The 25,210-nt window shown below is 62.0% G+C and carries 25 protein-coding genes and 1 other RNA gene; 6 read left to right on the forward strand and 20 right to left on the reverse strand.

The window, feature by feature from the left end:
• The first annotated feature begins 12 nt into the window (after nucleotides 1–12).
• Nucleotides 13–951 (forward strand): oxygenase MpaB family protein, encoded by a 939-nt coding sequence (locus AC3WOG_RS17810; protein ID WP_492579198.1) that lies wholly within the window; start codon nucleotides 13–15, stop codon nucleotides 949–951.
• Between the two features lie 24 nt (nucleotides 952–975).
• Here the strand turns inward: AC3WOG_RS17810 and AC3WOG_RS17815 are convergent, their stop codons facing one another.
• The 3 genes from AC3WOG_RS17815 to tyrS all read right to left on the reverse strand — a co-directional run bounded on the left by AC3WOG_RS17815 (nucleotide 976) and on the right by tyrS (nucleotide 3,494).
• Entirely contained in the window at nucleotides 976–1,647 is a 672-nt protein-coding gene (locus AC3WOG_RS17815; protein ID WP_492579199.1) for a histidine phosphatase family protein, read from the reverse strand.
• 106 nt (nucleotides 1,648–1,753) lie between these two features.
• A complete protein-coding gene (dtd, locus tag AC3WOG_RS17820) occupies nucleotides 1,754–2,212 on the reverse strand; it encodes a D-aminoacyl-tRNA deacylase (protein WP_492579200.1) in 459 nt (152 codons plus the stop codon).
• Nucleotides 2,213–2,249: 37 nt separating this feature from the next.
• Nucleotides 2,250–3,494: a tyrosine--tRNA ligase gene (tyrS, locus tag AC3WOG_RS17825; RefSeq protein ID WP_492579201.1), complete on the reverse strand. Its 1,245-nt coding sequence runs from the start codon at nucleotides 3,492–3,494 to the stop codon at nucleotides 2,250–2,252.
• 250 nt (nucleotides 3,495–3,744) lie between these two features.
• Here tyrS and AC3WOG_RS17830 point away from each other — a divergent pair, with 250 nt between their 5' ends.
• On the forward strand, nucleotides 3,745–4,875 hold the full coding sequence (locus AC3WOG_RS17830) for an anhydro-N-acetylmuramic acid kinase (protein WP_492579202.1): 1,131 nt from the start codon (nucleotides 3,745–3,747) through the stop codon (nucleotides 4,873–4,875).
• A 90-nt stretch (nucleotides 4,876–4,965) separates the two neighbouring features.
• On the opposite strand, the gene erpA is transcribed toward AC3WOG_RS17830, so the two are convergent.
• From erpA to rplM, 3 genes are all read right to left on the reverse strand, one after another.
• On the reverse strand, nucleotides 4,966–5,331 hold the full coding sequence (gene erpA / locus AC3WOG_RS17835) for an iron-sulfur cluster insertion protein ErpA (protein ID WP_029968241.1): 366 nt from the start codon (nucleotides 5,329–5,331) through the stop codon (nucleotides 4,966–4,968).
• Nucleotides 5,332–5,600: 269 nt separating this feature from the next.
• The gene (gene rpsI / locus AC3WOG_RS17840; RefSeq protein ID WP_341314315.1) at nucleotides 5,601–5,993 is read right to left on the reverse strand and encodes a 30S ribosomal protein S9; all 393 of its coding nucleotides are present in this window, start codon (nucleotides 5,991–5,993) and stop codon (nucleotides 5,601–5,603) included.
• 11 nt (nucleotides 5,994–6,004) lie between these two features.
• Nucleotides 6,005–6,433, reverse strand: coding sequence for a 50S ribosomal protein L13 (gene rplM, locus AC3WOG_RS17845; RefSeq protein ID WP_020069304.1), 429 nt, complete (start codon nucleotides 6,431–6,433; stop codon nucleotides 6,005–6,007).
• 683 nt (nucleotides 6,434–7,116) lie between these two features.
• Here rplM and AC3WOG_RS17850 point away from each other — a divergent pair.
• Complete coding sequence (locus AC3WOG_RS17850) at nucleotides 7,117–7,539, forward strand: OsmC family protein (protein WP_429283720.1); 423 nt, start codon at nucleotides 7,117–7,119, stop codon at nucleotides 7,537–7,539.
• A gap of 94 nt (nucleotides 7,540–7,633) precedes the next feature.
• Here the strand turns inward: AC3WOG_RS17850 and rnpB are convergent.
• The 3 genes from rnpB to pyrC all read right to left on the reverse strand — a co-directional run bounded on the left by rnpB (nucleotide 7,634) and on the right by pyrC (nucleotide 10,062).
• Nucleotides 7,634–8,047: RNase P RNA component class A (rnpB, locus tag AC3WOG_RS17855), an RNA gene on the reverse strand.
• Nucleotides 8,048–8,152: 105 nt separating this feature from the next.
• Entirely contained in the window at nucleotides 8,153–8,980 is an 828-nt protein-coding gene (locus AC3WOG_RS17860; RefSeq protein WP_492579833.1) for a DUF3025 domain-containing protein, read from the reverse strand.
• Nucleotides 8,981–9,000: 20 nt separating this feature from the next.
• Nucleotides 9,001–10,062 carry a dihydroorotase gene (pyrC, locus tag AC3WOG_RS17865; protein ID WP_492579203.1) on the reverse strand — a complete coding sequence of 354 codons (1,062 nt, stop codon included), beginning with the start codon at nucleotides 10,060–10,062 and terminating at the stop codon, nucleotides 9,001–9,003.
• A 176-nt stretch (nucleotides 10,063–10,238) separates the two neighbouring features.
• On the opposite strand from pyrC, the gene AC3WOG_RS17870 reads away from it, so the two are divergent.
• Nucleotides 10,239–11,159: a class II glutamine amidotransferase gene (locus tag AC3WOG_RS17870; RefSeq protein ID WP_492579204.1), complete on the forward strand. Its 921-nt coding sequence runs from the start codon at nucleotides 10,239–10,241 to the stop codon at nucleotides 11,157–11,159.
• A gap of 120 nt (nucleotides 11,160–11,279) precedes the next feature.
• Here AC3WOG_RS17870 and AC3WOG_RS17875 read toward each other — a convergent pair whose 3' ends face one another.
• From AC3WOG_RS17875 to AC3WOG_RS17900, 6 genes are all read right to left on the reverse strand, one after another.
• The gene (locus AC3WOG_RS17875) at nucleotides 11,280–12,005 is read right to left on the reverse strand and encodes an amino acid ABC transporter ATP-binding protein (RefSeq protein ID WP_492579205.1); all 726 of its coding nucleotides are present in this window, start codon (nucleotides 12,003–12,005) and stop codon (nucleotides 11,280–11,282) included.
• Entirely contained in the window at nucleotides 12,002–12,679 is a 678-nt protein-coding gene (gene gltK, locus AC3WOG_RS17880; protein ID WP_492579206.1) for a glutamate/aspartate ABC transporter permease GltK, read from the reverse strand. The genes AC3WOG_RS17875 and gltK overlap by 4 nt, the downstream gene beginning before the upstream one ends.
• Nucleotides 12,679–13,419 (reverse strand): amino acid ABC transporter permease, encoded by a 741-nt coding sequence (locus AC3WOG_RS17885; RefSeq protein WP_492579207.1) that lies wholly within the window; start codon nucleotides 13,417–13,419, stop codon nucleotides 12,679–12,681. The genes gltK and AC3WOG_RS17885 overlap by 1 nt, the downstream gene beginning before the upstream one ends.
• A gap of 83 nt (nucleotides 13,420–13,502) precedes the next feature.
• A complete protein-coding gene (locus tag AC3WOG_RS17890) occupies nucleotides 13,503–14,396 on the reverse strand; it encodes a glutamate/aspartate ABC transporter substrate-binding protein (protein ID WP_492579208.1) in 894 nt (297 codons plus the stop codon).
• A 298-nt stretch (nucleotides 14,397–14,694) separates the two neighbouring features.
• Entirely contained in the window at nucleotides 14,695–16,008 is a 1,314-nt protein-coding gene (locus AC3WOG_RS17895; RefSeq protein ID WP_492579209.1) for a Glu/Leu/Phe/Val family dehydrogenase, read from the reverse strand.
• Nucleotides 16,009–16,144: 136 nt separating this feature from the next.
• Nucleotides 16,145–17,101 carry a LysR family transcriptional regulator gene (locus AC3WOG_RS17900; protein WP_492579210.1) on the reverse strand — a complete coding sequence of 319 codons (957 nt, stop codon included), beginning with the start codon at nucleotides 17,099–17,101 and terminating at the stop codon, nucleotides 16,145–16,147.
• Between the two features lie 221 nt (nucleotides 17,102–17,322).
• Between AC3WOG_RS17900 and purB the strand changes: the two genes are divergently transcribed.
• Nucleotides 17,323–18,711, forward strand: coding sequence for an adenylosuccinate lyase (gene purB, locus AC3WOG_RS17905; RefSeq protein WP_492579211.1), 1,389 nt, complete (start codon nucleotides 17,323–17,325; stop codon nucleotides 18,709–18,711).
• Between the two features lie 99 nt (nucleotides 18,712–18,810).
• On the opposite strand, the gene AC3WOG_RS17910 is transcribed toward purB, so the two are convergent.
• From AC3WOG_RS17910 to edd, 4 genes are all read right to left on the reverse strand, one after another.
• Nucleotides 18,811–19,314 (reverse strand): gluconokinase, encoded by a 504-nt coding sequence (locus tag AC3WOG_RS17910; RefSeq protein WP_492579212.1) that lies wholly within the window; start codon nucleotides 19,312–19,314, stop codon nucleotides 18,811–18,813.
• 10 nt (nucleotides 19,315–19,324) lie between these two features.
• Nucleotides 19,325–20,686: a GntT/GntP/DsdX family permease gene (locus AC3WOG_RS17915; RefSeq protein ID WP_341314303.1), complete on the reverse strand. Its 1,362-nt coding sequence runs from the start codon at nucleotides 20,684–20,686 to the stop codon at nucleotides 19,325–19,327.
• A gap of 253 nt (nucleotides 20,687–20,939) precedes the next feature.
• Complete coding sequence (gene eda, locus AC3WOG_RS17920; RefSeq protein ID WP_492579213.1) at nucleotides 20,940–21,581, reverse strand: bifunctional 4-hydroxy-2-oxoglutarate aldolase/2-dehydro-3-deoxy-phosphogluconate aldolase; 642 nt, start codon at nucleotides 21,579–21,581, stop codon at nucleotides 20,940–20,942.
• Nucleotides 21,582–21,583: 2 nt separating this feature from the next.
• Nucleotides 21,584–23,500 (reverse strand): phosphogluconate dehydratase, encoded by a 1,917-nt coding sequence (edd, locus tag AC3WOG_RS17925; protein ID WP_492579214.1) that lies wholly within the window; start codon nucleotides 23,498–23,500, stop codon nucleotides 21,584–21,586.
• A 291-nt stretch (nucleotides 23,501–23,791) separates the two neighbouring features.
• Between edd and AC3WOG_RS17930 the strand changes: the two genes are divergently transcribed.
• A complete protein-coding gene (locus AC3WOG_RS17930) occupies nucleotides 23,792–24,646 on the forward strand; it encodes a MurR/RpiR family transcriptional regulator (protein WP_492579215.1) in 855 nt (284 codons plus the stop codon).
• A gap of 63 nt (nucleotides 24,647–24,709) precedes the next feature.
• On the opposite strand, the gene AC3WOG_RS17935 is transcribed toward AC3WOG_RS17930, so the two are convergent.
• A complete protein-coding gene (locus AC3WOG_RS17935) occupies nucleotides 24,710–25,126 on the reverse strand; it encodes a CopD family protein (protein WP_492579216.1) in 417 nt (138 codons plus the stop codon).
• Between the last annotated feature and the right edge of the window lie 84 nt (nucleotides 25,127–25,210).

A 25,210-nucleotide genomic window follows, 5' to 3' on the forward strand; every position in this document is an offset into this window, starting at 1 on the left:
ACCGATCTAGCGATGTCCGATCAAGCCAGGCAGCCCACCTCTCGCGACGGTCTCGCGCAATTGCTCGCTGCAAGGATCCGCTCGAAGCTCGCGGCCGGCGTCACGCATCTGACGAGCGGCAGCGGCCCGACGCTCGACTATTCATCGCCACCGGGCGATCCCGGACTGTTCGGACCCGACTCCGTGTGCTGGAAAGTCCACGCCGACTTCACGTCGATGATGACGGGCGGCATCAGCGCGCTTCTGCTCCAGGCATTGCATCCGCTGGCGCTGGCCGGCGTGTGGGATCACTCGTCGTTTCGCACTGACATTCTTGGCCGGCTGCGCCGCACCGCGACCTTCATCGCCGGCACGACTTATGGCGACCGGCACGATGCGTTAGCGCTGATCGAACGCGTTAAACGGATTCACCTTGGCGTGAACGGCATCGCGCCCGATGGCCGCCTGTACCGCGCGAGCGATCCTGCGTTGCTGACGTGGGTGCATGTGGCGGAAGTATCGAGCTTTATGACTGCGCACTTAAGGTATGTGAACCCGTTGCTGCCGGCGGCCGCCCAGGATCAGTACTTCGCGGAAACCGCGCGTATTGCCGATATGCTCGGCGCGTCGAATATTCCGCGCTCACGCGCCGGGATCGACGCTTACCTGCTCGCCATGCAACCCGAACTGGTGGCCAGCGAGCGCACCCGCGAAGTCGTGAAGGTTCTGATCAACGCGCCGGCCCCGAGCGTGGCGATGCGGCCCGCCGGGATGTTGATGTTCAACGCCGGCGTCGATCTGTTGCCCGATTGGGCGCAAGCAATGCTTGGGTTCGAACGCTTCGCGGGTATGCGCCGCGCGTTCGCGAGGCCCGGCGTCAGATTGGCCGCGCCCGTGATCCGCTGGGCGCTGGTGAACGGCGTCTCGAAGCGCGCGCGTCGACGCGTTGCCGCCGCGCAAAAATCGGACTGACCCACGCGAACTGCGCCGTGCTGATTAGCGCCCCGGCTCCGGCACCTTCCTGAAGCTGTCGTCCTCGCTGGCTGCATCGAGATGCGCGACGTCTGCCCACGAAACGATCGTTGCCTTTCCAGCATCGAAATCCACCACGTTGACGCTTGTGTTCAGCAACGCGTAATTGCGCGGTGCGTCGAGCGGCAAAGCGCAAGCAAACCGGCGCACGCAATCCAGTACGCCGCCATGCGCGACACACGCGATCCGGCCGCCCGGATGCGCGGCAACGACCGGCTCGACCGCGTGCAGCACACGATGGTAGAACGCGCGTTGCGATTCGCCGTCCGGCGGCGCGAAACCCGGATCGCGGGTTTGCCAGTGCGCATACTCATCGGGAAAACGGACGGCGATCTCGTCGCTGTCATGCCCTTGGAACGCACCATACGAACGCTCACGCAGGCCTTCGCGCAGTTGCAGCGGCAAGCCGAGCGCATCCGCGATCGGTTGCGCCGTTTGCTGCGCGCGTTGCAAATCGCTCGAATAGATCGCATCGAGCCGCGCGCCCCGCTTTGCATCGTCCGCAATACGGCGCGCGAGCCGTTGCGCTTGTGCCAGGCCGGTTGTCGCGAGCGGAATGTCGATGTGCCCCTGAATGCGCTTGATGCGATTCCAGTCGGTCTCGCCGTGCCGGATAAACAGAATCTGCGTGGTCATGGGATGAGCGTGGGCGCCAGTAGCCGGTTATGCCGAGCCGCTATTGTCGCAAAAAGCGGTAGGTGGAGTTGATGCGCGCCGCTGGGCGAGAAACGTCAGCGGCAGTTCAGGCGTGCGTCTGCAACCAGAACGTGACCGGCCCGTCGTTGACGAGCGACACTTGCATATCGGCGCCGAATTCACCGGTCTCGACGATCGGATGCTGCGCCCGTGCGGACGATACGAAGTAATCGAACAGACGCCTGCCTTCGTCAGGCGCTGCCGCCGGTGTGAAGCTCGGGCGCAGGCCGCTGTTGGTGTCCGCAGCCAACGTGAACTGCGAAACGAGCAGCAGACCACCCGCGCGCCCGGCGCCATCGAGATTCTGTACGGACAGATTCATCTTGCCGGCCGCGTCGCTGAATACGCGGTAACCGAGCACCTTCGCCAGCAGCCGGTCGGCGGCCGCGTCGGTGTCGCCGCGTTCGGCGCACACGAGCGCGAGCAGGCCCGCATCGATCGCGCCGGTCACACGTTCGCCGACGCGCACTTCCGCGCGCCGCACGCGTTGGATCAGCGCGATCAACGGCTCGACTCCGAATGCATCAGTAAAAGCGCGGCCATCAAGCCGTCAGCGTGACGCGCGCAAAACGGCGCTTGCCGACCTGCACGACGAACTCGCCGGCTTCGACTTTCAGGCCCTTGTCGGACACGGCCGCGCCATCGATCTTCACGCCGCCCTGCTCGATGTTGCGCAGCGCTTCGCTGGTCGACGGCACGAGGTTGGCCTGCTTGAGCAACTGGCCGATCGCGAGCGGCGCGCCTGTGAGCGCCACCGCGGGAATATCGTCCGGCACGCCGCCCTTCGCGCGATGGTTGAAGTCTTCGAGCGCGCGCTCGGCATCGGCCTGCGTGTGGAAGCGCGCGACAATTTCCTGGCCGAGCATCACCTTGAAATCGCGCGGATTGCGGCCCGCTTCGATCTCACGCCTGAAACCGGTGATCTCTTCCATCGGGCGGAACGACAGCAGTTCGAAGTAACGCCACATCAGCACGTCGGAAATGCTCATCAGCTTGCCGAACATGTCGTTCGGTTTTTCGCTGATGCCAATGTAATTGTTCTTCGACTTCGACATCTTTTCGACACCGTCGAGCCCTTCGAGCAGCGGCATCGTCAAGATGCACTGCGGTTCCTGGCCGTACTGCTTCTGCAATTCACGGCCCACCAGCAGGTTGAATTTCTGGTCCGTGCCGCCGAGCTCGAGGTCGGCATTCAGCGCGACCGAGTCGTAGCCTTGCATCAACGGGTACAGGAACTCGTGGATCGAGATCGGCACGCCGCCCTGGAAACGCTTGGTGAAATCTTCGCGCTCGAGAATGCGCGCCACCGTGTAGCGCGATGCGAGCTTGATCATGCCGTCGGCGCCGAGCGGCATCGACCATTCGCTGTTGTAGCGGATTTCCGTCTTTTCGCGGTCGAGCACCAGCGCGGCCTGCTCGAAATAGGTCTTTGCGTTCGATTCGATCTGCTCGCGCGTGAGCGGCGGGCGCGTAGCGTTACGGCCCGACGGATCGCCGATCAGCGAGGTGAAATCGCCGATCAGGAAAATCACGGTATGGCCGAGGTCCTGCAACTGACGCATCTTGTTCAGCACAACCGTGTGGCCGATGTGGATATCCGGCGCGGTCGGATCGAGGCCTAGCTTGATGCGCAGCGGCGTGCCGGTCGCCTGGCTCTTCGCGAGCTTTTGCGCGAATTCGTCTTCGATCAGCAGTTCGTCGACACCGCGTTTGGTGACGGCGAGCGCGTGACGGACTTCGTCGGTGATCGGGAAGGCGGGGCTGGGCTTGGTCGGCTCGGTGCTCATGCTGGAAACGTGAAGTCGCGAAAAAAGGAGATTGTCCCATAGATGCGCGCCGCCGCGCCCACTGACTCGGTCACAATGCGCCCTGCGCCGGCCGGTTTCCGCTGATTCAAGCGCAAAATCAGGCACAAATCACGCGCAAATCAGGCGCAAATCAAGCGCAGGGCCGGCGTCGCAAAGCTATATGCTCCGCCTCGCTTGCGCTGATAATCTGCTAAAACGATTGCAACGAACTATCGAAAGGAGCAGCAACGTGGCGCAAGACCCCGCAGACGGCGTCTACTTCGGACTGATGTCCGGCACGAGCATGGACGGCGTGGACGGCGTGGCCGTCGAATTTGCCAAAGGGAAACCGCCGGTTGTACGGGCCGAGGCGTTCGTCGGCTTCGCGGCAGGCTTGCGCGAGGCGCTGTTCGCGCTGCAACAGCCGGGCCACAACGAGATCGAACGCGAGGCGCTGGCGGCCAATGCGCTCGCCACCCGCTACACGGTGTGCTGCCACGAACTGCTGCGCAGCGGCAGATTGTCCGCCGCCGAGGTCCGCGCGATCGGCGTGCATGGCCAGACGGTGCGGCATCGGCCGGAGAAAGGCTATACGCGGCAGATCAACAACCCGGCACTGCTTGCGGAAATGACACACATCGACGTGGTCGCCGATTTCCGCAGCCGCGATGTCGCAGCCGGCGGCCAGGGCGCGCCGCTCGTACCGGCGTTTCACGCCACGATATTCGGCGCGAAAGACGAAACGCGGGTGGTCTGCAATCTTGGCGGCATCAGCAACATCACGATCCTGAACGCGACGGGCGGCGTACGCGGCTTCGACTGCGGTCCGGCCAACGCGCTCTTGGACGAGTGGGCGCAGCGCCATCTTGGCAAACCGTTCGACGAAAACGGCCATTTCGCGGCGAGCGGTCAAGTCCATCGAACGCTGCTTTGTGCATTGCTCGACGAACCCTTTTTCGCGCAACAACCGCCCAAAAGCACCGGCCGCGACCTGTTCAACCCCGCATGGCTCGACGCGAAGCTCCAGCCGTTCGCCACGCTTTCTCCCGCCGACGTGCAAGCAACGCTGGTCGCGCTGTCCGCGGTGACAGTCGCGCGCGAAATCGAGCGGCATGCGTCGGATGCCAGGGCGGTCTATGTTTGTGGCGGCGGCGCGCGCAACCCGGAACTGATGAAGGCGCTGCAGGCGGCGCTGGAGGAAAGCGGCGTAAGCGGCGTGCCGGTTCTGACCACCGACGCCCTCGGCGTGCCGCCAAGCCAGGTCGAGCCTCTGGCGTTCGCGTGGCTGGCGATGCGTTGCGTGGCGCGCCTGCCGGGCAATTTGCCGGCCGTCACCGGTGCCACCGCCGAGCGCGTGCTGGGGGCGATTTATCCGCGTTGACCGCGCGCTTCGGGTTCAGGCAATAAAAAACGGGGCCAAAGCCCCGTTTTTTTACAACCTGTTGCCCAAAGGGGCATCAAACCGCTGCCATCAAACCGAGAACGACGAACCGCAACCACAGGTGGTCGAGGCATTCGGGTTCTTGATGACGAACTGCGCGCCATTGATGTCGTCCTTGTAGTCGATCTCTGCGCCGACCAGATACTGGTAGCTCATCGAATCGATCAGCAACTGGACGCCGCTCTTGTTCATGACGGTGTCGTCTTCGTTGACGGCTTCGTCGAACGTAAAACCGTATTGAAAGCCCGAGCAGCCACCGCCTTGCACGAAAACGCGCAGTTTGAGGTCCGCATTGCCTTCTTCTTCGATCAGTTGCTTGACCTTGTCAGCCGCTGCGTCGGTGAAAACGAAAGGGGCGGGCATCTCGGTCACGGGTGTATCGGTGACTGCGTTCATTCGAACTCTCCAAAAAGCTTCTAGCCGCTATTGTAGGGCTGATCTCGATATCGTGCTGAAGCCCACAAAATCAATGGGTTCTTCCAGGAAAATCGTTTGGCGGCGCCGTAGCCGCCGCCAGCCTGCCTGCGCGTGCCAAACGGCCGCCGCAACAACGAAATGGCCAACGCAAAAACCGGGAGAAAAACCCATAAAAAAAGCCGCCTTCGCGAAAGCGTCGGCGGCTTTTGCAGCGCTCCGGCCCAAGAGCCGGATCGCCCCCGAAGCGATTAACGCTTCGAGAATTGCTTCCTGCGGCGTGCCTTGTGGAAGCCGACCTTCTTACGTTCGACTTCACGAGCATCACGCGTCACGAAGCCAGCGTTCGACAGCGTCGGCTTCAGCGTTGCGTCATAGTCCATCAGCGCGCGGGTGATGCCGTGGCGAACCGCACCGGCTTGACCCGTTTCACCGCCACCCGTCACGTTGACTTTGATGTCGAATGTAACGCCGTGGTTCGTGAGTTCCAGCGGCTGACGCACAATCATCAGCGACGTTTCGCGCGAGAAGTAATCGGCGATAGGCTTGCCGTTCACAACGATATCGCCCTTGCCTGCCTTGATGAACACACGTGCGACGGCGCTCTTGCGGCGGCCCGTGCCGTAATTCCAGTTACCGATCATGTGGGCTCCCCTTAGATCTCGAGCGCTTTCGGCTGTTGCGCCGAATGCGGATGCGTTGCTTCGGCGTAGACCTTCAGCTTCTTGATCATCGCGTAGCCGAGCGGGCCCTTCGGCAGCATGCCCTTGACCGCTTTCTCGAGCGCACGGCCCGGGAAGCGTTCTTGCATTTTGCCGAACGTCGTTTCATAGATACCGCCCGGGTAACCCGAGTGGCGATAGTACTTCTTGTCAGTAGCCTTGTTGCCCGTGACTTTCAGCTTGCCGGCGTTGATAACGATGATGAAATCACCGGTGTCGACGTGGGGAGTGAATTCAGGCTTGTGCTTGCCGCGAAGACGGTGTGCCACTTCGCTGGCGACACGCCCGAGAACCTTATCCGTCGCGTCAATCACGTACCATTCGCGCGTCACCTCATGGGCTTTTGCGGAAAACGTCTTCATGATCGATCCAAAAAAATTGCTGCGCCCAATGTTTTTTTCCTGCTTGTAGTGTGCGCATCGAGGCGCGTGCAGGCTCTCCCTGTTCTTCCTCCGCGGGCGCGGATGCGGAAAAGCCTTGGATTATAAAGGAATTTGTGACGTCAAGTCAAAATCTGCGACTGCCTGAACTGACAGGGGTGTTGCGCAGGTACGCCAGGACAGTAGCCATCCAGCCTTCGTGCCGGGCCGTGAAACCGTGCCTCGAAGGCAAAAGTGAAGACGAAAAAAAACCCGAACGAGCGGTTCGGGTTTAATCCACCAAAGGAGGAGGTGGAGGAGACAGCGGAGGTTGCAGAACTGCTGCAACCGATGGAATGGATTATATGAGGCACCCTTGTGCGATGCAAGAACATTTGCATTGCGAAATACGATTTCACTATATGGGAAACACAAAGGTCGGCCGTCACGCAGGAAATCCTCTTTTAAATCAAGCACAAGATCCTCCCAGGGTGGCCACGCAGGCAGACATCGACTAGAGTAAAACCCCTAAACCCTTCAGGGCATTCCCGAACCAGCTGAACATGCCGCACCGCAACACGCAAGCCGTCATTGCGCATAATTTCCCGCCGAAGTCCCTCCGGGCGGACACGCAAACGCCGGGCTACAATGCCGTCTCGAATAAGCGAAGCGCGGTGGAGCACAGCATGGAATGCAAAGTTAGCTGGATGGGGCAAGACGGGATGGCTTTCGCAGCCGAGACGGGCAGCGGCCATTTGGTCACGATGGACGGCGCGCCGGAAGGCGGCGGCCGCAATCTTGCGCCGCGTCCGATGGAAATGGTGCTGCTCGGCACGGGCGGCTGCACGGCGTACGACGTCGTGATGATCCTGAAGAAGAGCCGCCAGGAAATCGCCGGCTGCTCGGTGACGCTGAAGGCGGAACGCGCGAGCGAAGATCCGAAGGTGTTCACCAAGATCCACTTCCACTTCACCGTGACCGGCAAGAATCTGAATCCGGCTACCGTGGAACGGGCGATCAATCTGTCGCACGACAAATACTGCTCGGCGTCGATCATGATCGCGAAAACCGCCGAACTGTCGCACTCGTTCGATATCGTCGCGGGCTAAGCGCGGCGCGTCGGCTCCGGTGCAAGTAGCCGGAGGAGGAGCGCACAAAAAGAAAATGCCGGCGCCCGTGTGGACGCCGGCATTTTTCATTGGGTGGCAAAGCGGGCCGATAAGCCGGATTCTGTGCACGCGCAACGTCCGAAAACGCGACGCGCGTGGCAGCCATTCCTCTAGGCGCGCCATTACTGACGCGCTCAAGCTTCCTACCCGCAGACGAGACGGGGGCCCCGTCCTGCATCTCGAAGATGCGCGCCTGCCTACTTGGAATTGCTCCGGGTGGAGGTTACCGTGCCGGTCTGCCTTGCGGCAGCCGCGGTGCGCTCTTACCGCACCGTTTCACCCTTACCTGATCCCGACTTGCGCCGGGCCATCGGCGGTTTGCTTTCTGTTGCCCTGTTCCGCGTGTCACCACGGATGGCCGTTAGCCATCACCCTGCCCTGTGGAGTCCGGACTTTCCTCGCCCTCTTTGGCCGAAGCCGCAGAGGCCGCGACTGCCTGGCCCGCTTTGCTGGAGCGGATTTTACCACCGCGACGAGCGGCAAGCCGCTTGCGCGGTGGAAATAGCCGAATGGGCGTCGTCGCGTACGGAGCCGCGCTTGGCCCGCTGAGGTCTTAGCGCGAACGGCGGCCGGCGCGAAACACCGAGGCGTCGTTGTAAAACGCGGGCGATTCGTTGTCCGGCCACCAGCCCGGAATGCCCAGCACGGGTAATGGCGCGAACAGGCGGCTCGTCAATGCTTCGGTATTCAGCAGCGCGGTGCCGACCGTTTCGTCTAGCCACGCGTCGCGCGCGAAGGCGGCCCACCCAAAGTATTCGGCGGGTACGTCGACGATCCAGGCGTGACCCGCGCAAGCCTTGAACGGCGCGATCAGTTTTTCCAGCAACGCATGCCCGAAGCAGCGCACTTCACAATGCGCGCCCCACGCGTCACGCCGCGAGACCAGCAGCGTCTGCCAGTCGAATCCGCGCAAGGCGGCACTCAATGCCGGATCCGCGCAGGCGAACAGCAACGCGTTCTCGTCGAATAGAGTCAGCGTATCGCGCACGCCGCCGCGGGTCGGGCCGACGCCTAAAACGTCGATTGCCGCAGACTGACGCGCGTTCAGCGCCGCCTTGATGCGCGGAAACGCAAACCACATCGACGCGTTGAAGAAGTCATGCAGATTGTGGCGAGTCGGCACGCAGCCGGTCGACGCGATGTGCGCCTCGTAAGCCGCGCCCGGCGGCAAATCGTCCTGCGCGATGAACTCCAGGCGCTGGCCGCGCCCGGTGCGCTGCTGCATCGCGCCAGCATCCGCGTTCATTTCATCGAGCAAAGCCGCGTAGCTCGTCAGCGCGGCCTGCTGCCAGCGGGCGCCGCGCTCGGCAAACTGCGCGAACCACGGTTTCGACCAGTCGATATCGGCGAAACCCACGCGCGCCGCCTCCTGCACCTGCATCACCTGCATCTGCTCCAACCTCAGACCAGCCGCCAGCCAATCGACTCGCCGCCACGCAACGGCACGACCGGCGTATCGCCGACCGGCAACTCAGCGGGCAGTGTCCATTCCTCGCGACGCAACGTGACCTTTTCTGCGCTGCGCGGCAGGCCGTAGAAATCCGCCCCGAAGAAGCTCGCGAAGCCTTCGAGCTTATCCAGCGCGCCCGCTTTGTCGAACGCTTCCGCATACAGTTCGAGCGCGTGCAGCGCCGTGTAGCAGCCCGCGCAGCCGCACGCGTGCTCCTTCAGGCCCTTCGGATGCGGCGCGCTATCCGTGCCGAGGAAGAAACGCGGATTGCCCGAAGTCGCCGCCTCGACCAGCGCCACGCGATGCGTCTCGCGCTTGAGCACCGGCAGGCAGTAGTAATGCGGACGGATGCCGCCCTGGAAGATCGCATTGCGGTTGTACAGCAGATGGTGCGCGGTGATCGTCGCGCCCAGCAACCCCGGAGCCACGCCGGCTTCGCGGATGTAGTCGACTGCATCCTTCGTGGTGATGTGCTCGAACACCACTTTCAGGGCCGGAAACTCGCGGCGCAGCGGCGTCATCACACGATCGATAAACACTTTCTCGCGGTCGAACAGATCGATCGACGAATCTGTCACTTCGCCGTGCACCAGCAGCGGCATGCCGGTTTCCTGCATCACTTCGAGCGTTTTCGCGCACTTCATGATGTCGGTGACGCCCGCGTCCGAATTGGTCGTCGCGCCTGCGGGGTAAAGCTTCACGCCATGCACAAAACCGCTTTCGCGCGCGCGGCGGATTTCGTCGGGCGGCGTGTTGTCAGTGAGATACAGCGTCATCAGCGGTTCGAACTTCACGCCGGCGGGAATCGCGGCGACGATCCGCTCGCGATACGCCTGCGCCATCGCGGTGGTGGTGACCGGTGGTTTCAGGTTCGGCATGATGATCGCGCGGCCGAACTGGCGCGCGGTGTCCGGCAGCACGGCGGCAAGCATCTCGCCGTCGCGGACGTGCAGGTGCCAATCGTCCGGGCGAGCGAGCGTGAGGGAATCGAGGGAAGCGTTGGAAGCAGTCATGGCGAGAGGGGAACGAACCTCGGCGACAAAGCCAATCGACGGCTGCAAACCGCAACAAACCGCGGTGTTGCGGCCTGAACACACGTCAATTTTGCTATTTGGCGGTTCTGGCTCGGTGATATGCTTGGAAAATCATCATTGTAACGGCTCGCCCCGTTCACAGGCTTACCCGCAACATGTGCCAACTTCTTGGAATGAACTGCGCCGCGCCAACGGACGTCACGTTCTCGTTCACCGGCTTTGCGGCGCGCGGCGGCGTCACCGATCACCATGCGGACGGCTGGGGCATCGCCTTCTTCGAAGACAAGGCCTGCCGCCTGTTCATCGACCATCAATCGTCGGCCACCTCGCCGATTGCCGAGATGGTCAAGCGCTACCCGATCAAATCGAAGAACACGATTGCGCATATCCGCAAGGCGACGCAAGGGCACATCTTGCTGGAGAACTGCCATCCGTTCATGCGCGAGTTGTGGGGGCGTCACTGGATCTTCGCGCACAACGGCGACCTGAAAAGTTATTCGCCAACGCTGACGGGCGTCTATCAGCCGGTCGGCACGACCGATAGCGAGCTGGCGTTTTGCGCGCTGCTGCAGGGTTTGCGCAAGGCTTTCCCCGGCTGCCAGCCACCGCTCGAAGAACTGTTCGCGGCACTGGAAACGCTCACGCGCGAGATCACGCAATTCGGCGTATTCAACTTCCTGATGTCCAACGGCCAGGCGTTGTTCGCGCATTGCTCGACGCATCTGCACTTCATCGTACGGCGCTGGCCGTTCTCGACCGCCCATCTTGTCGATGCAGACGTGTCGATCGATTTCGCGAAATACACGACGCCGGAAGACCGTGTCGCCGTGATTGCGACGCAACCGCTCACCGATAACGAAGTGTGGACCGCGTTCAACCCCGGCGATCTGATGATGTTCCAGCATGGCGAGGTGATCGGCCGCGTCAATGTGCCGGTACCGCCTTCTGTGCTCGAGAAGCTGCGCAACCCGGCGCTGGATGCATCGGCTTCGGCAACGACGATCGCGGCGTCAGCATTGACAGAGTCGGAAGTCGATCTGGAAGCGGCGGACGACGCTGCTGCGTTCGAATCCTGATCCCGGTGCGTTAATCCCCGAACTCACGCAAGCGAGCACCAAACAAAAAAAGCCGCTTCTTCCGAAGCGGCTTTTTTTCTGCCGAAGGACGAAAGCGGCACAACGTGCCGCGAGCAAACCTCAGTGCAGGATCTTCGCCAGAAAATCCTTCGCGCGATCCGACTTCGGGTTCGCGAAGAAGTCTTCCTTGCGGTCGTCTTCCACGATCAAGCCCTTGTCCATGAAGATCACGCGGTGCGCGACCTTCTTCGCAAAGCCCATTTCGTGCGTGACGCACATCATTGTCATGCCTTCCTGCGCGAGTTCGACCATCACGTCGAGCACTTCATTGATCATTTCCGGATCGAGCGCGGAGGTCGGCTCGTCGAACAGCATCGCGATCGGATCCATCGACAGCGCGCGTGCAATCGCCACACGCTGCTGCTGACCGCCCGACAACTGCCCCGGAAACTTATCCGCATGCGCACGCAGACCGACGCGATCGAGCAGCTTGTAGCCCTTGGTCGTGGCTTCGTCATTCGAGCGGCCGAGCACCTTCACCTGCGCGAGCGTCAGGTTCTGCACGATCGACAGATGCGGGAACAGTTCGAAGTGCTGGAACACCATACCGACTTTCGCACGCAGCTTCGACAGATTGGTTTTCTTGTCGGTGAGCGACTGGCCGTTGATGACGATTTCGCCCTTCTGGAACGGCTCGAGGCCGTTCACGGTTTTGATGAGCGTGGACTTGCCCGAGCCCGACGGGCCGCACACCACCACCACTTCACCTTTTTTGACTTCCGTCGTGCAGTCGGTCAGTACTTGAAAGTGACCGTACCACTTCGAAACATTCTTGATAGAGATCATCTTGCGACCTTTTTCTGAAGACCTTTGACGAGGCTCGACGCGATCACGCAGATCACGAAATAACACGCGCCCGCGAACAGTACCATTTCAACGTTCGTACCGTCACGGTCGCCAATATTCGTGGCGGTGCGGAAGAAGTCGGCGAGGCTGATCACGTAGACGAGCGACGTATCCTGAAACAGCACGATACCTTGCGTAAGCAACAGCGGCACCATCGCGCGAAACGCCTGCGGCAGCACGATGAGGCGCATTGCCTGTGGGTAGTTCATGCCAAGCGCAAACGCCGCATTGACCTGCCCGCGCGGCACCGCCTGGATACCCGCCCGGATGATCTCCGAATAGTACGCCGCCTCGAACAGCGAAAATGCGACCATCGCCGACGCGAGCCGGATATCGATATCCGGCGAAAGCCCAAGCACGTTCTGCAGCACCTGCGGCACGATCAGGAAGAACCACAGCAGGACCATCACCAGCGGGATCGAGCGGAACACTGTGACGTAGCCCTTCGCGAACCATTCGAACGGCTTGAACGGCGACAGCCGCATGATCGCGAGAAGGGTGCCCCAGATGATGCCGATCACGATCGCGATCAACGTGATCTTGACCGTGACGATGGCGCCGGTCCACAGCGTAGGCAGTGCGCCCGGAATACCGCTCCAGTCGAAATGGTGCATCACTTGCCTCCGATATAGCCGGGCAACCGGGTCTTGTGTTCGACCCAGCGCATCAGTTGCATCACGATCAGATTAATCAGCACATACGCCAGCGTGACAGCGATAAACGACTCATACGACTGCGACGTGTAGTCGACCAGTTGGCGCGCCTGTGCGGACAGATCCAGCAGACCGATGGTCGACGCGACCGCCGAGTTCTTGAAGATATTCAGAAACTCGGACGTGAGCGGCGGCACGATGATCCGGTACGCGACCGGCAGCAGCACATAACGGTACGTCTGCCATTGCGTGAAACCCATTGCCAGACCCGCGGCGCGCTGGCCGCGCGGCAACGCGTTGATGCCCGAGCGCACCTGCTCGCACACCCGCGCGGCGGTGAAGAGCCCAAGACACACAATCGACGACGAGAAGAACTGCGCACTCGGCGGCAATTGCTTGTACCAGCTGCCAATCGACACCGGCAGCAACTCCGGTATCACCAGATACCAGATGAAGAACTGCACGATCAGCGGGATGTTACGGAAAATCGCGACGTAGACCGTGCCGATGCCGGACGCCCATTTGTTCGGCACCGTACGCAGCACACCGAAGAGCGATCCGACGATCAGCGCGATCACCCATGCCGACAGCGACACGGTGATCGTCACCCAGAAGCCGGACATCAGCCAGCCCAGATAGGTGGTCGGCTCGCCGGTGGAGACCGGACTCAGCAGAATGCCCCAGTTCCAGTGATATGACATGAGCAAGACTCCAGCAAAAAGAAACGGAAGAAGCGTGTGGCCCCTTCCGTTTCGCTCAGCGTTTCAAAATAAACAGCTAAGGTTTAGTCGATAGCCTTGTCATTCGGGCTCTTGTAGAGCGCCTTGATGTCGTCACTTTCCGGGAAGTTCAGGTTCAGGCCCTTCGGCGGAATCGACGATTCGAACCACTTCTTGTAGATCTGATCGGCTTCGCCTGAGGTTTCGACCTTCGCAATCGCGTCGTCCACCACCTTCTTGAACTCCGGATCGTTCTTACGAATCATGCAGCCGTACGCTTCATGCGATTGCGGCGTGCCGACGATCACGAAATCGCCCGGGTTGTTCGACTTGGCGCGTTCGCCTGCCAGCAGCGCGTCGTCCATCATGAACGCGGCAGCGCGGCCGGTGGAGAGCGTCAGGAACGACTCGCCGTGGTCCTTCGCGCTGATGATGTTCATGCCCATGCTCTTATCCTGGTTCATCTTGCGCAGGATACGCTCGGACGTGGTACCGGCGGTCGTCACGACCGTCTTGCCCTTCAGGTCGGCCCAGTCCTTGACGCCCGAATCCTTCTTGGTCATCAAACGCGTGCCGATCACGAAGATCGTGTTCGAGAATGCAGCTTGTTGCTGACGCTCGGCGTTGTTGGTGGTCGAGCCGCATTCCATGTCGACAGTGCCGTTCTGCACCAGCGGAATACGGTTTTGCGACGTGACAGGCGTGAGCTTGACCTTCAGGTTAGGCATGTTCAGCTTGGCCTTGACCGCGTCCACCACCTTCAGCGCGAATTCTTGCGAGTAACCGATGACGTTCTGCTTGTCGTCGTAGTACGAAAACGGGATCGACGATTCGCGGTGACCCAGCGAAATCACGCCCGTGTCCTTGATCTTTTTCAGCGTACCGGCGTCTTGCGCATGCGCGCCAACCGTAAACAGTCCGAGAGTCGCGAGCAGCAGCGCAGCTTTTTTAACCTTCATTTGTGATCTCCTTGGCAAGAACCGGCGCCAGTTTAGCAAAGTAATTATTCTGAAAGTATGGCTATAAACCATGTTTGTTGCGTGTCCGCCAATCCCCCAAGGGGACTTCCTCCGGGGCGCACGCCGCTACAGGTTTACAGCGCTTCCGGCCGATCGGTCAACCTTTCCGGATATGCGAAGGCGGGCGGCATCGATACGATGCCGCCCGCCGGTCATACACGCAGTCTTGTGAACCGCGTCAAAGCAAGGATTCGCAGCGGCCCGCAGGGTGGCGGACCGGCCGTTTCACGCAAACAGATCAGGGATACAGGCCGCGCATTTCGCGCGCTTGCAGGATGCGCTTACAGGCCACGATAAACGCCGCGGTCCGCACCGACACATGCTGCTCGCTCGACACTTGCCACACTGCGGCGAATGCTTCGCGCATCACGCGCTCGAGGCGCTGGTTGATCTCGTCCTCGGTCCAGAAGAAGCTCGAGAAGTCCTGCACCCATTCGAAGTACGACACCGTCACGCCGCCCGCGTTGGCCACCACGTCCGGAATCACGAGGATGCCGCGATCGTGCAGAATGTCGTCCGCTGCGGTGGTGGTCGGGCCGTTGGCGCCTTCCACGATGATCTTCGTCTTGATCTTGCCGGCGTTCTTTTCGGTGATCTGGTTTTCCAGCGCGGCCGGAATCAGGATGTCCGATTCGACGGTCCAGAATTCTTCGTTAGCGATCGTGTCGGCTTCCGGGAAACCGCCGACACCGCCCGTCTTCACGACGTGCTCGAGCAATGCCCCCGCATCGATACCGCTCGACTTGTACAGCGAACCCGTGTGATCCTGCACCGCGACCACTTTAGCGCCCGCTTCCTGGAACAGACGTGCAGCAATCCCGCCGACGTTACCGAAGCCTTGCACGGCGATGCGCGCACCTTCGATGTCGAAGCCGATGCGGCGCGCCGCTTCGCAACCGACCACGAACACGCCGCGGCCCGTCGCTTCGCGGCGGCCCAGCGAACCGCCGAGCGTGATCGGCTTGCCGGTCACGACGCCCGTGGCCGTTTGGCCCTGGTTCATCGAGTACGTGTCCATCATCCACGCCATGATCTGCTCGTTCGTGTTCACGTCCGGCGCGGGGATGTCGGTGTTGGGTCCGATGATGATGCCGATTTCGCTCGTGTAGCGGCGCGTCATGCGCTCCAGTTCGCCACGCGACAGCGTGCGCGGATCGACACGGATACCGCCCTTCGCGCCGCCGTACGGCACGTTCACAGCAGCGTTCTTGACCGACATCCACGCCGACAGCGCCATCACTTCCGACAGCGTCACGTCCTGGTGATAGCGCACGCCACCCTTGCCTGGACCACGCGACACGTTGTGCTGCACGCGATAGCCTTCGAAGTGCGCGACCGTGCCGTTATCGAGTTCGATAGGTACGTCGACAATCAGAATGCGCTTCGGGCGCTTCAGGGTTTCGAGCCAGCGGGACAGCGAGCCGAGGTACGGCGCGACGCGGTCGACCTGGCGCAGGTAGTTGCCCCACGGGCCGAGGTCGTCGCTATTGAGGTAGGACGGGATGGACTGCAACGATGAGGCGGATTGTGCGACTGGCTGCTGGGAAGACATGAACGCTCCGGCGTTGATCGAATGCCGCCATTGTCGAAAAACGCCAATTTGAAATCCAATGCCGTTTCCTTATCCGATTATGTTTTTTTTGCATAATCGTCAAGAACTCGCAATTTGACGTCGTACGCGGGCAGTTTCAGACAGCGCGCTGCGCCAGTTCCTCCGACACCAGGTCCCACAACTGACGCACGAGTATCTGCCGCGCATCGTCGCTTTTCGCCGCCAGCTTGTCGCGATACAGGCGGATCTCCATGGTCAGCGTGAGCTGTCCTTCCGGCGTGCCGCGTGTCGCGCGATCCAGCCGGATCAGCTTGCCGTCGGCGACCGCGTCTTCCACTGCGCTGTGCGGCAGGAACGCGATACCGTGGCCGGCCAGCGCCATCGCCTTGAGCCCCTCGGCCATGTCGGTTTCGTACAGCCGGTCGAGGTAAAGGCGCTCGGGCGCGTTGGCGTGGATCACCTCGGTCATGCGGCCGAGGTACGCGTTCGGCGTGTACGACAGATACGGCGTCGGCGCGTCGGCGCTGCCGGGCAGCGTGTGACGCGGCCGGCCCGCGCGGCCCGGCGCCGAGAACGGGCTGATCGGCTCATTGCCGAGCGTCAGCATGTCGTAGCGCGCCGGATCGAGCGCGACCGGGTGGCTGGGATGGTGATAGCCCATCATCAGATCGCAGCCGCCCTCCACCAGCGACAAAGCCGCGTCGTGCACGTTCAGCGCGCGCAGCCGCGTGTGGATCGGCCCCATCTGCGCTTCGATGCGTTGCAGCCAGCGCGGGAAGTAGGTCAGCGACAGCGTGTGCGGCACCGCGAACTCGATGGTCGCCTGGGGTGTCGCCGTGTGTCCGCGCAGCAGCGCACGCGCCTCGTGAAACTGCGACAGCATCGCGAGCGCCTGCTCGTTGAACACCTGGCCAGCCGCGGTCAGCCGCGTCGGGTAGACCGAACGGTCGATCAATTCAGTGCCGAGCCACGCTTCCAGCGCCTGGATCCGCCGCGAAAACGCCGGCTGCGTGACATGCCGCAATTCGGCCGAACGGCTGAAACTGCGCGTTTCCGCGAGCGAAACGAAGTCCTCGAGCCATTTCAGTTCCATGCGAAAGCCTGCTGCCAGCGGGGAGAGAAGAAGTCAGCATTCTAGCGGCGCGGCCGTAGCGCCGGGGCGTTAGCACGGCTTTAACACGGGTTCGAAGCTTACCTGGCGCAGGCCGGGTTCGTAGCCAGATCGATCCCGGAATCGGGCAAACAGCCGCGCGGTGGTAAAATTCGCGGTTCCCTCCGTTCCCGATCCGCTCACTGAGCCGCCACGCCCCCATCATGTCCGACACCCGCCCCGACACCCTGTTCGCGCTGAACGCGCTCTCCCCGCTCGACGGCCGTTACGCGTCGAAAACCGAAGCCCTGCGCGACTGGCTCTCGGAAGCCGCGTTCATGCGTAATCGCGTGACGGTTGAAATCCACTGGCTGATCGCCTTGTCGCGTGCCGGTTTCGCCGAAGTGCCGCGCTTTTCCGACGCCTCAGAACAATTCCTACTGCAACTGGCCGAGCGCTTCACCGCGCACGACGCCGCGCGCATCAAGGACATTGAACGCGTGACGAATCACGACGTGAAGGCGGTCGAGTACTGGCTGAAGGAATCGGTGAAGGGTCAGGAAGAACTGGAGCGCGCAAGCGAGTTCATCCACTTCGCGTGCACCTCGGAAGACATCAACAACACGTCGCACGGCCTGATGCTGGCCGGCGCACGCGAGCACGTCATTCTGCCGGCGCTGCGCTCGGTGCATCAGCGCCTCGTCGCGCTGGCGCACGCGCACGCCGAACAGCCGATGCTGTCGCGCACGCACGGCCAACCGGCCAGCCCGACCACGCTCGGCAAGGAAATCGCCAACGTCGCCGCGCGTCTCGAACGCGCGATCGACCGCGTCGCGAAGGTCGAACTGCTGGGCAAGATGAACGGCGCGGTCGGCAACTTCAATGCGCATCTGTCCGCCTATCCGGAGTTCGACTGGGAAGCGTTCTCGCGTGAAGTGGTCGAACAGCGTCTGAAGCTCACGTTCAATCCGTACACGATCCAGATCGAGCCGCACGATTACATGGCCGAACTGTTCGACGCCGTGTCGCGCGCCAACACGATCCTGCTCGACCTCGATCGCGACGTGTGGGGTTACATCTCGGTCGGTTACTTCAAACAGCGTACGAAGGCCGGCGAAATCGGTTCGTCGACGATGCCGCACAAGGTCAATCCGATCGACTTCGAAAACTCGGAAGGCAACCTCGGCCTCGCCAACGCGACGCTGCGCCATCTGGCCGACAAGCTGCCGGTATCGCGCTGGCAGCGCGACCTGACCGATTCGACGGTGCTGCGCAATATGGGCGTCGCGTTCGGCTACTCGCTGCTCGCGTACGACTCGCTGATCCGCGGTCTCGACAAGCTCGAAGTCAATGCACAGCGTCTGAACGAAGACCTCGACAACTGCTGGGAGGTGCTGGCCGAGCCGGTGCAAACGGTGATGCGCCGTTACGGCATCGAGAACCCGTATGAGCAGTTGAAAGAGCTGACGCGCGGCAAGGGCATCACGCGCGAAGCGTTGCAGACGTTCGTTACCGGCCTGGCGATTCCGCAGGACGCGAAGGATCGCTTGCTCGCGATGACGCCGGCGTCGTATATCGGCAAGGCGGTGGAACTGGCGAAGCGGATCGCTTAAGCTCAGCCATTACGTCGTTGCCTCAGGCATCGCTCAGGCACAAAAAAGGCGCTCCTCGGAGCGCCTTTTTTCATCCTGCCGCATGAGCGACGAAAACGCTCAACGCGTCGTCATCTGCTTCAACACCTCATCGACGATCTCTTCCGGCGACAACTCGATGCTCACCGTAATCGCCTCGTCAGCGCCCGGTTCTTCGAGCGTATCGAGCTGGCTTTGCAGCAGCGACGGATCGAAGAAATGGCCGGTACGCGTGGTCAGCCGGTCGCGCAGCACCTCGTACGACCCCTTCAGATAGACGAAGCACACGTCCTTGTCACCGTTGCCGCCGCCACGCAGAACGTCGCGGTACGAGCGCTTGAGCGACGAACACGTGAACACCGCCTGCTCGCCCGCCTTCTGCTTCTCTTCAATCGCTGCACGGATGGTTTGCAACCACGGCCAGCGGTCTTCGTCGGTGAGGGGAATGCCGTGGTGCATTTTCTCTTTGTTAGCGGCGCTGTGAAACGCGTCGCCGTCGGTGAATGCGCAGTGCAGGCGCTCAGCCAGCATTTCGCCAATCTTCGTTTTGCCGGCGCCCGACACGCCCATTGCGATCAGAATCATCAACTACTCCTTACACGACCGTCGCGAGCGCGAAAGTCAAAGCCAAACCCAACACGGAAATGATGGTTTCGCAGAGCGACCACGTCTTGAACGTCTGCCCCACCGTCATGCCGAAATATTCCTTGATCAGCCAGAAGCCGCCGTCGTTGACGTGCGAGAAGATCAGCGAACCCGAACCCGTGGCGAGCACCAGCAATTCCGGCGTGACCTGCACGCCACTGGCCGAGGCGATCGGCGCGACGATGCCGCACGCCGTCGTCATCGCCACCGTGGCCGAGCCGGTCGCAAGACGGATCATCGCCGCGACGATCCAACCGAGCAGCAGCGGCGACAGATGCGCCGAGGTCGCCGCACCGACGATCTCCTTCGAGATGCCGCTATCCATCAGCACACGTCCGAAGCCGCCGCCCGCGCCGACGATCAGCGTGATGCCCGCGATCGGCGCAAGACACTCGCCGCAGAACTTCTGGATCTGCTCGCGATTGAAGCCGCGCTTCGCCCCGAAGGTCCAGAAGCTGACCAGCACCGCAATCAGCAGCGCCACGTCCGAGTTGCCGACAAAATGCAGCAGATCGTTCGGCAGGGTTTTCGGCGTGAACACCAGATCGGCCCAACTGCCGACCAGCATCAGGATAACCGGCAGCAGGATCGTGAACAGCGTAATGCCGAACCCGGGCAGCTCACGCTTCACCCCTTCCGCGTGAGACTCGGTGAATTGCGCGGCGAGCGGATTGTTCGCCGGCAGCTTGATCTGGCGATGAATCAGCAGCGCGAACAGCGGACCGGCGACGATCGCGGTCGGCACACCGACCAGCAGTCCATACGCAATCGTCTTGCCGATATCGGCGTGATACGCCTGCACCGCGAGCATCGCGGCCGGGTGCGGCGGAATCAACCCGTGCACGACGGACAGCCCCGCGACCATCGGCAAGCCGATCAGCAGCAGCGATTTGCCGGTGCGCTTGGCGACGTTGAACGCGATCGGAATCAGCAGCACGAAACCAACTTCGAAGAACACCGGCAAGCCGACGATGATCGCGACGAACATCATCGCCCAGTGAATGTTCTTCTCACCGAACCAGTCGATCAGCGTGGTGGCGACGCGCTCCGCGCCGCCCGATTCGGCCATCATCTTGCCGAGCATCGTGCCGAGGCCCACCACCACCGCGATGTGACCGAGCGTATTGCCATTGCCGGTTTCGAAGGATTTGACGATCGTGCTCATCGGCATGCCGGCCGCAAGCCCAAGCAGTAGCGAGACGATGATCAGGACGAGAAATGGATAAACCTTGAAGCGCGTGATTAGCAGGATCAGCGCTGCGATGGCGATCACTCCGTAAACCAGCAGCATGCTGCCGTGGACAGCTTCCATGAAGCTCCTCCTTTGCGTTATTGATTCTCGGTGCGGAACACGGCTGGCACCTTGTCTCGTAGCGGCCTGTAGCGGCGCCAGAAAACCCGGCTTGCCGCGCGGACGCTGAATTTTACTGTTTGTTGTCTCTAAACGCGCGCGAATCCGGCGCGCTTATCGAAAAGAAGCCTCGCCGCGACAGCCTGACCGGCTGTATCGACGAGGCTCCTTGACGTAGCACGTTGATAACGGGCTAAGTGCGTGACGTTTCGGCTTAGTGGGCAGGCGCGGCCAACTGGCTGGCGGCGCGGGCGAGGCGAGTGATTTCGTCCCAGTTTTGCGCGGCGAGCGCCGCTTTCGGCGTCAGCCACGAGCCGCCCACGCACACGACGTTCGGTTGTGCGAGGAAATTGATGGCGGTTTCCGCCGTAATGCCGCCGGTCGGGCAGAACTTCAACGTCGGGAACGGGCCATAGAAGGCTTGCAGCATCGGCACGCCACCGGCCTGTTGGGCCGGGAAAAACTTGACGATTTCGTAGCCGAGTTCCAGCGCTGCGATGATGTCGCTTGGCGTCATCACGCCCGGCAGCAGCGGCAAACCCGCATCTTGCGCGGCCTTGTGCATGTCCTTCGTCAGACCTGGCGACACGCCGAACTGTGCGCCCGCCTTCTTCGCCTGAGCGCAATGCTCGGGTTTCGTGATCGTGCCGACACCGACCACAATGTCTTCGGCCAACTGGCTCGCGCGTTGGATCGCTTCCAGACCGGCCGCCGTGCGCAGCGTGATTTCCAGCACCTTCACGCCACCCGCATACAGCGCGCGCGACACATGTTCGCCCTGTTCGGCCGAGTCGAATGCGAGCACCGGAATCACCGGGCCGAGGCGCACGATATCGCTTACTTTTTTCGACGTCATAGTCAGACTCCTTGTTTCTGCAGCACGTGGCTGGCTTGAGTGGTGCTTGTGTGTGCTTTGCCTTGCTCGCCGTGGTGCGCGTGGCGCTCGCCGACCATCGGGCCGAACACCGAGGCGCCCTGCTCCGCGGGTGCTGCCGCCGCACGGAACACGCCGAACAATTCGCGGCCGAAGCCGACTTCGTTTTCCGCCTGATGCTGCGGCACCGCTTCCGGGCGCGCCGCCCATTCGGCTGCATCGATTTCAATGTCCAGCACGCCGGCTTCCGCATCGATCACCAGCATGTCGCCGGTGCGGACTTTGCCGATCGGGCCTTGCAGCAACGCTTCCGGCGACAGGTGAATCACCGCCGGCACCTTGCCCGAGGCGCCGGACATGCGGCCGTCGGTGACCAGTGCAACGTGGAAACCTTGATCCTGCAACACACCGAGCAACGGCGTCAAACGATGCAGCTCGGGCATGCCGTTTGCGCGGGCGCCCTGGAAGCGCACCACGGCGATGAAGTCGCGTTTCAGTTCGCCGTTGTCGAAAGCTTCCTGCACGGCTTCCTGCGAATCGAACACAATGGCCGGCGCCTTCACCTTGCGATGCTGCGCCGTCACCGCTGAAATCTTGATCACGCCGCGACCGAGCTTGCCTTGCATCAGACGCAAGCCGCCGTCCGGCTGGAACGGCTCCTTGATGCCGCGCAGCACCGCTGTGTCTTCGCTTGCCTGCGCGCCCGGCACCCATTGCAGCTTGTCGTCGAGCAGCTTCGGCTCTTCCGTGTAGTGCTTGAGACCCTTGCCCGCGACGGTGTTTACGTCTTCATGCAGCAAGCCGCCTTCGAGCAGATTGCGAACGAGAAACGCCACGCCGCCGGCCGCGTGGAAGTGATTCACGTCGGCCTTGCCGTTCGGGTAAATCTTCGCGAGCAGCGGTACGGCTTGCGACAACGTGTCGAAGTCGTCCCAATCGATCACGATGCCGGCCGCCCGTGCAATCGCGACGAGGTGCAGCGTGTGATTGGTCGAACCGCCCGTGGCCAGCAACGCGACGATGCCGTTGACGATGGCTTTCTCGTCGACCACATGGCCGATCGGCATGTAGTTGCCGCGCTCCACCGTCAGATCGAGCACGCGGCGCGCGGCCTGCGCGGTCAGCGCGTCGCGCAGCGCCGTATGCGGATGCACGAAGGCCGAGCCCGGCAGATGCAGGCCCATGACTTCCATCAGCATCTGATTGCTATTCGCGGTGCCGTAGAAGGTACAGGTGCCGTGGCTGTGATACGCGGCGGCCTCCGCTTCGAGCAGCGCGTCGCGGCCGCATTGGCCAGTGGCGAACAGTTGCCGGGTCTTGGCTTTGTCATCGTTCGAGAGGCCGCTTCCCATCGGGCCGGCCGGCACGAAAATCGTCGGCAGATGGCCGAATTGCAGCGCGCCGATCAGCAAACCCGGCACGATCTTGTCGCAGATGCCGAGGCACAGCGCCGCGTCGAACATGTTGTGCGTCAGGGCGACTGCGGCACCCATCGCGATCACTTCGCGCGAGAACAACGATAGTTCCATGCCCGCGTTGCCTTGCGTGATGCCGTCGCACATGGCCGGCACGCCGCCGGCGAATTGCGCGACGCCGCCATTTTCACGCGCGGCTTCCTTGATGATATCCGGGTAGTTTTTGTACGGCGCGTGCGCGGACAGCATCTCGTTGTACGACGACACAATGCCGATGTTCGGCTGACGGATCTGCTTGATGACGAGCTTGTCGTTGCCTTCGAGGCCGGCAAAGCCGTGGGCCAGATTGGCGCACGAGAGCGCGCCGCGCGCCGGGAATTTGCCCTGCGCGTGTGCGATGCGGGCCAGATACGCCTCGCGGGTGGGCTTGCTGCGCTCGACCACGCGTTGCGTGACCTTCAACAATTGCGAATGCGGGGAAACCATCGGAGCTCCTTCGTCGCTGGCGTGAGGCGTACGCGCGCTATGCCAAGCAGGTATCGCGGGGATGTCGAAACAGTCGACGTCGCAATATTAGTAGAAAAACTACACGATCGCAACGACGACTCCTGCTGCACCGCCGCATCTCGGAACTGCCTGCATCGCTTTACTGGCGGCCAATCAATGATGAATGCGCGAAACCTGGGGATTACACCTACAGCGCTAAATGTAGTTTTTGTACCTTTACTGGCAATCAGATATAGTCCACGCATTCTTCAGCATAGTGCGAGTTTTCCAATGATGCTGTCCCAGGTGGAAGAGATGCGCGAGCAGCTGCGCCCGTCCGAGCGCAAGCTGGCCGATTACGTGATCGAAGCGCCGCGCGAGGTGCTCGATCTGTCGATGACCGAGGTGGCCGCGCGCGCCGGCGTGAGCCAGCCGACCATCGCGCGGTTCTGTCATGCGCTCGGCTTTTCGGGCTTTCGCGAATTCAAGATCCGGCTGGCGCAAGGCATTGCTGCGGAAGTGCCCGCCGTCTACCGCGATGTGCGGCCGGACGAGCCGACGCCAGGCGTCGCCGCGAAGGTCCTCGACCGGACCATCGGCGCGCTGATCCAGGTGCGCAACAATCTGTCGTCGGACAGCGTGGCGGCGGCGATCGCGCTGTTGGCGCAGGCGCGGCGCATCGAGTTTTACGGTGCGGGAGGTTCGGGTATTGCCGCGCTGGATGTGCAGCACAAGTTTTTTCGCTTGGGTATGCCGAGCGTCGCGTATTCGGATCCGCATACGTTTTTGATGTCCGCGGCGCTGTTGGGTGAAGGCGATGTGGTGGTGGCGATTTCGAATACCGGACGCACGCGCGACATCGTCGACGCCGTGAAGTCTGCTCTGGCGGCGGGCGCGAAGGTGATTGCAATCACGCACGGCAATTCGCCGCTCGCCCGGCTCGCGACGGTGGGCCTGTTTGCGAACGTGGACGAAGACACGGATATCTTTTCGCCGATGACCTCGCGCGTCTCGCATCTGGCGATCGGCGATATTCTCGCGGTGGGTGTGGCGCTAAGCCGGGGACCGGAACTGGTCGAGAAACTGGCGCAGGCGAAGGAAGTATTGTTGCGGCGCCGGATTCAGGGTCCGGCCACGGGTACGTAGCGCATCGAGCAAGCGCTACGAAGATGACGTGACACGCGGACCGGGACCGGTCCGCGTGTCTTCTCAGAACGGCTTCAAAACAACCAATGCTACAGCCGCCAGCATCCCCAGCACGGGCAGTTCATTGAACATCCGATACCACTTATCCGTCCGGCGGTTCTCGCCACGCTCGAAAGTCCGCAGCAGCACGCCGCAGTACGCGTGATAGATGATCAGCAACACCACCACCCCCACCTTCGCGTGAATCCAGCCCTGCCCGCGGCCGATGCCGACCGCGAGCCACAGCCACAGACCGCATGCGAGCGCCGGCACCGCGATAAACGTCATGAAGCGGAACAGCTTGCGCGCCATCGTCAAAAGCCGCGCCGTGGCGGCGGGTTCCGTCTCCATCGCCAGATTGACAAAGATGCGCGGCAGATAGAACAGGCCGGCAAACCAGGAAGCAATCAGAACGATGTGAAACGTTTTTACCCAAAGCATCAGCGGTCCTTGTACTGCTTGTCAGCGTGGAAATGAGCGAGGGGCCGCCAGCGCACTGAACGGAAACTCGTGTCCATCCCAGTG

The organism is Paraburkholderia sp. FW306-02-B (genome assembly GCF_058782725.1).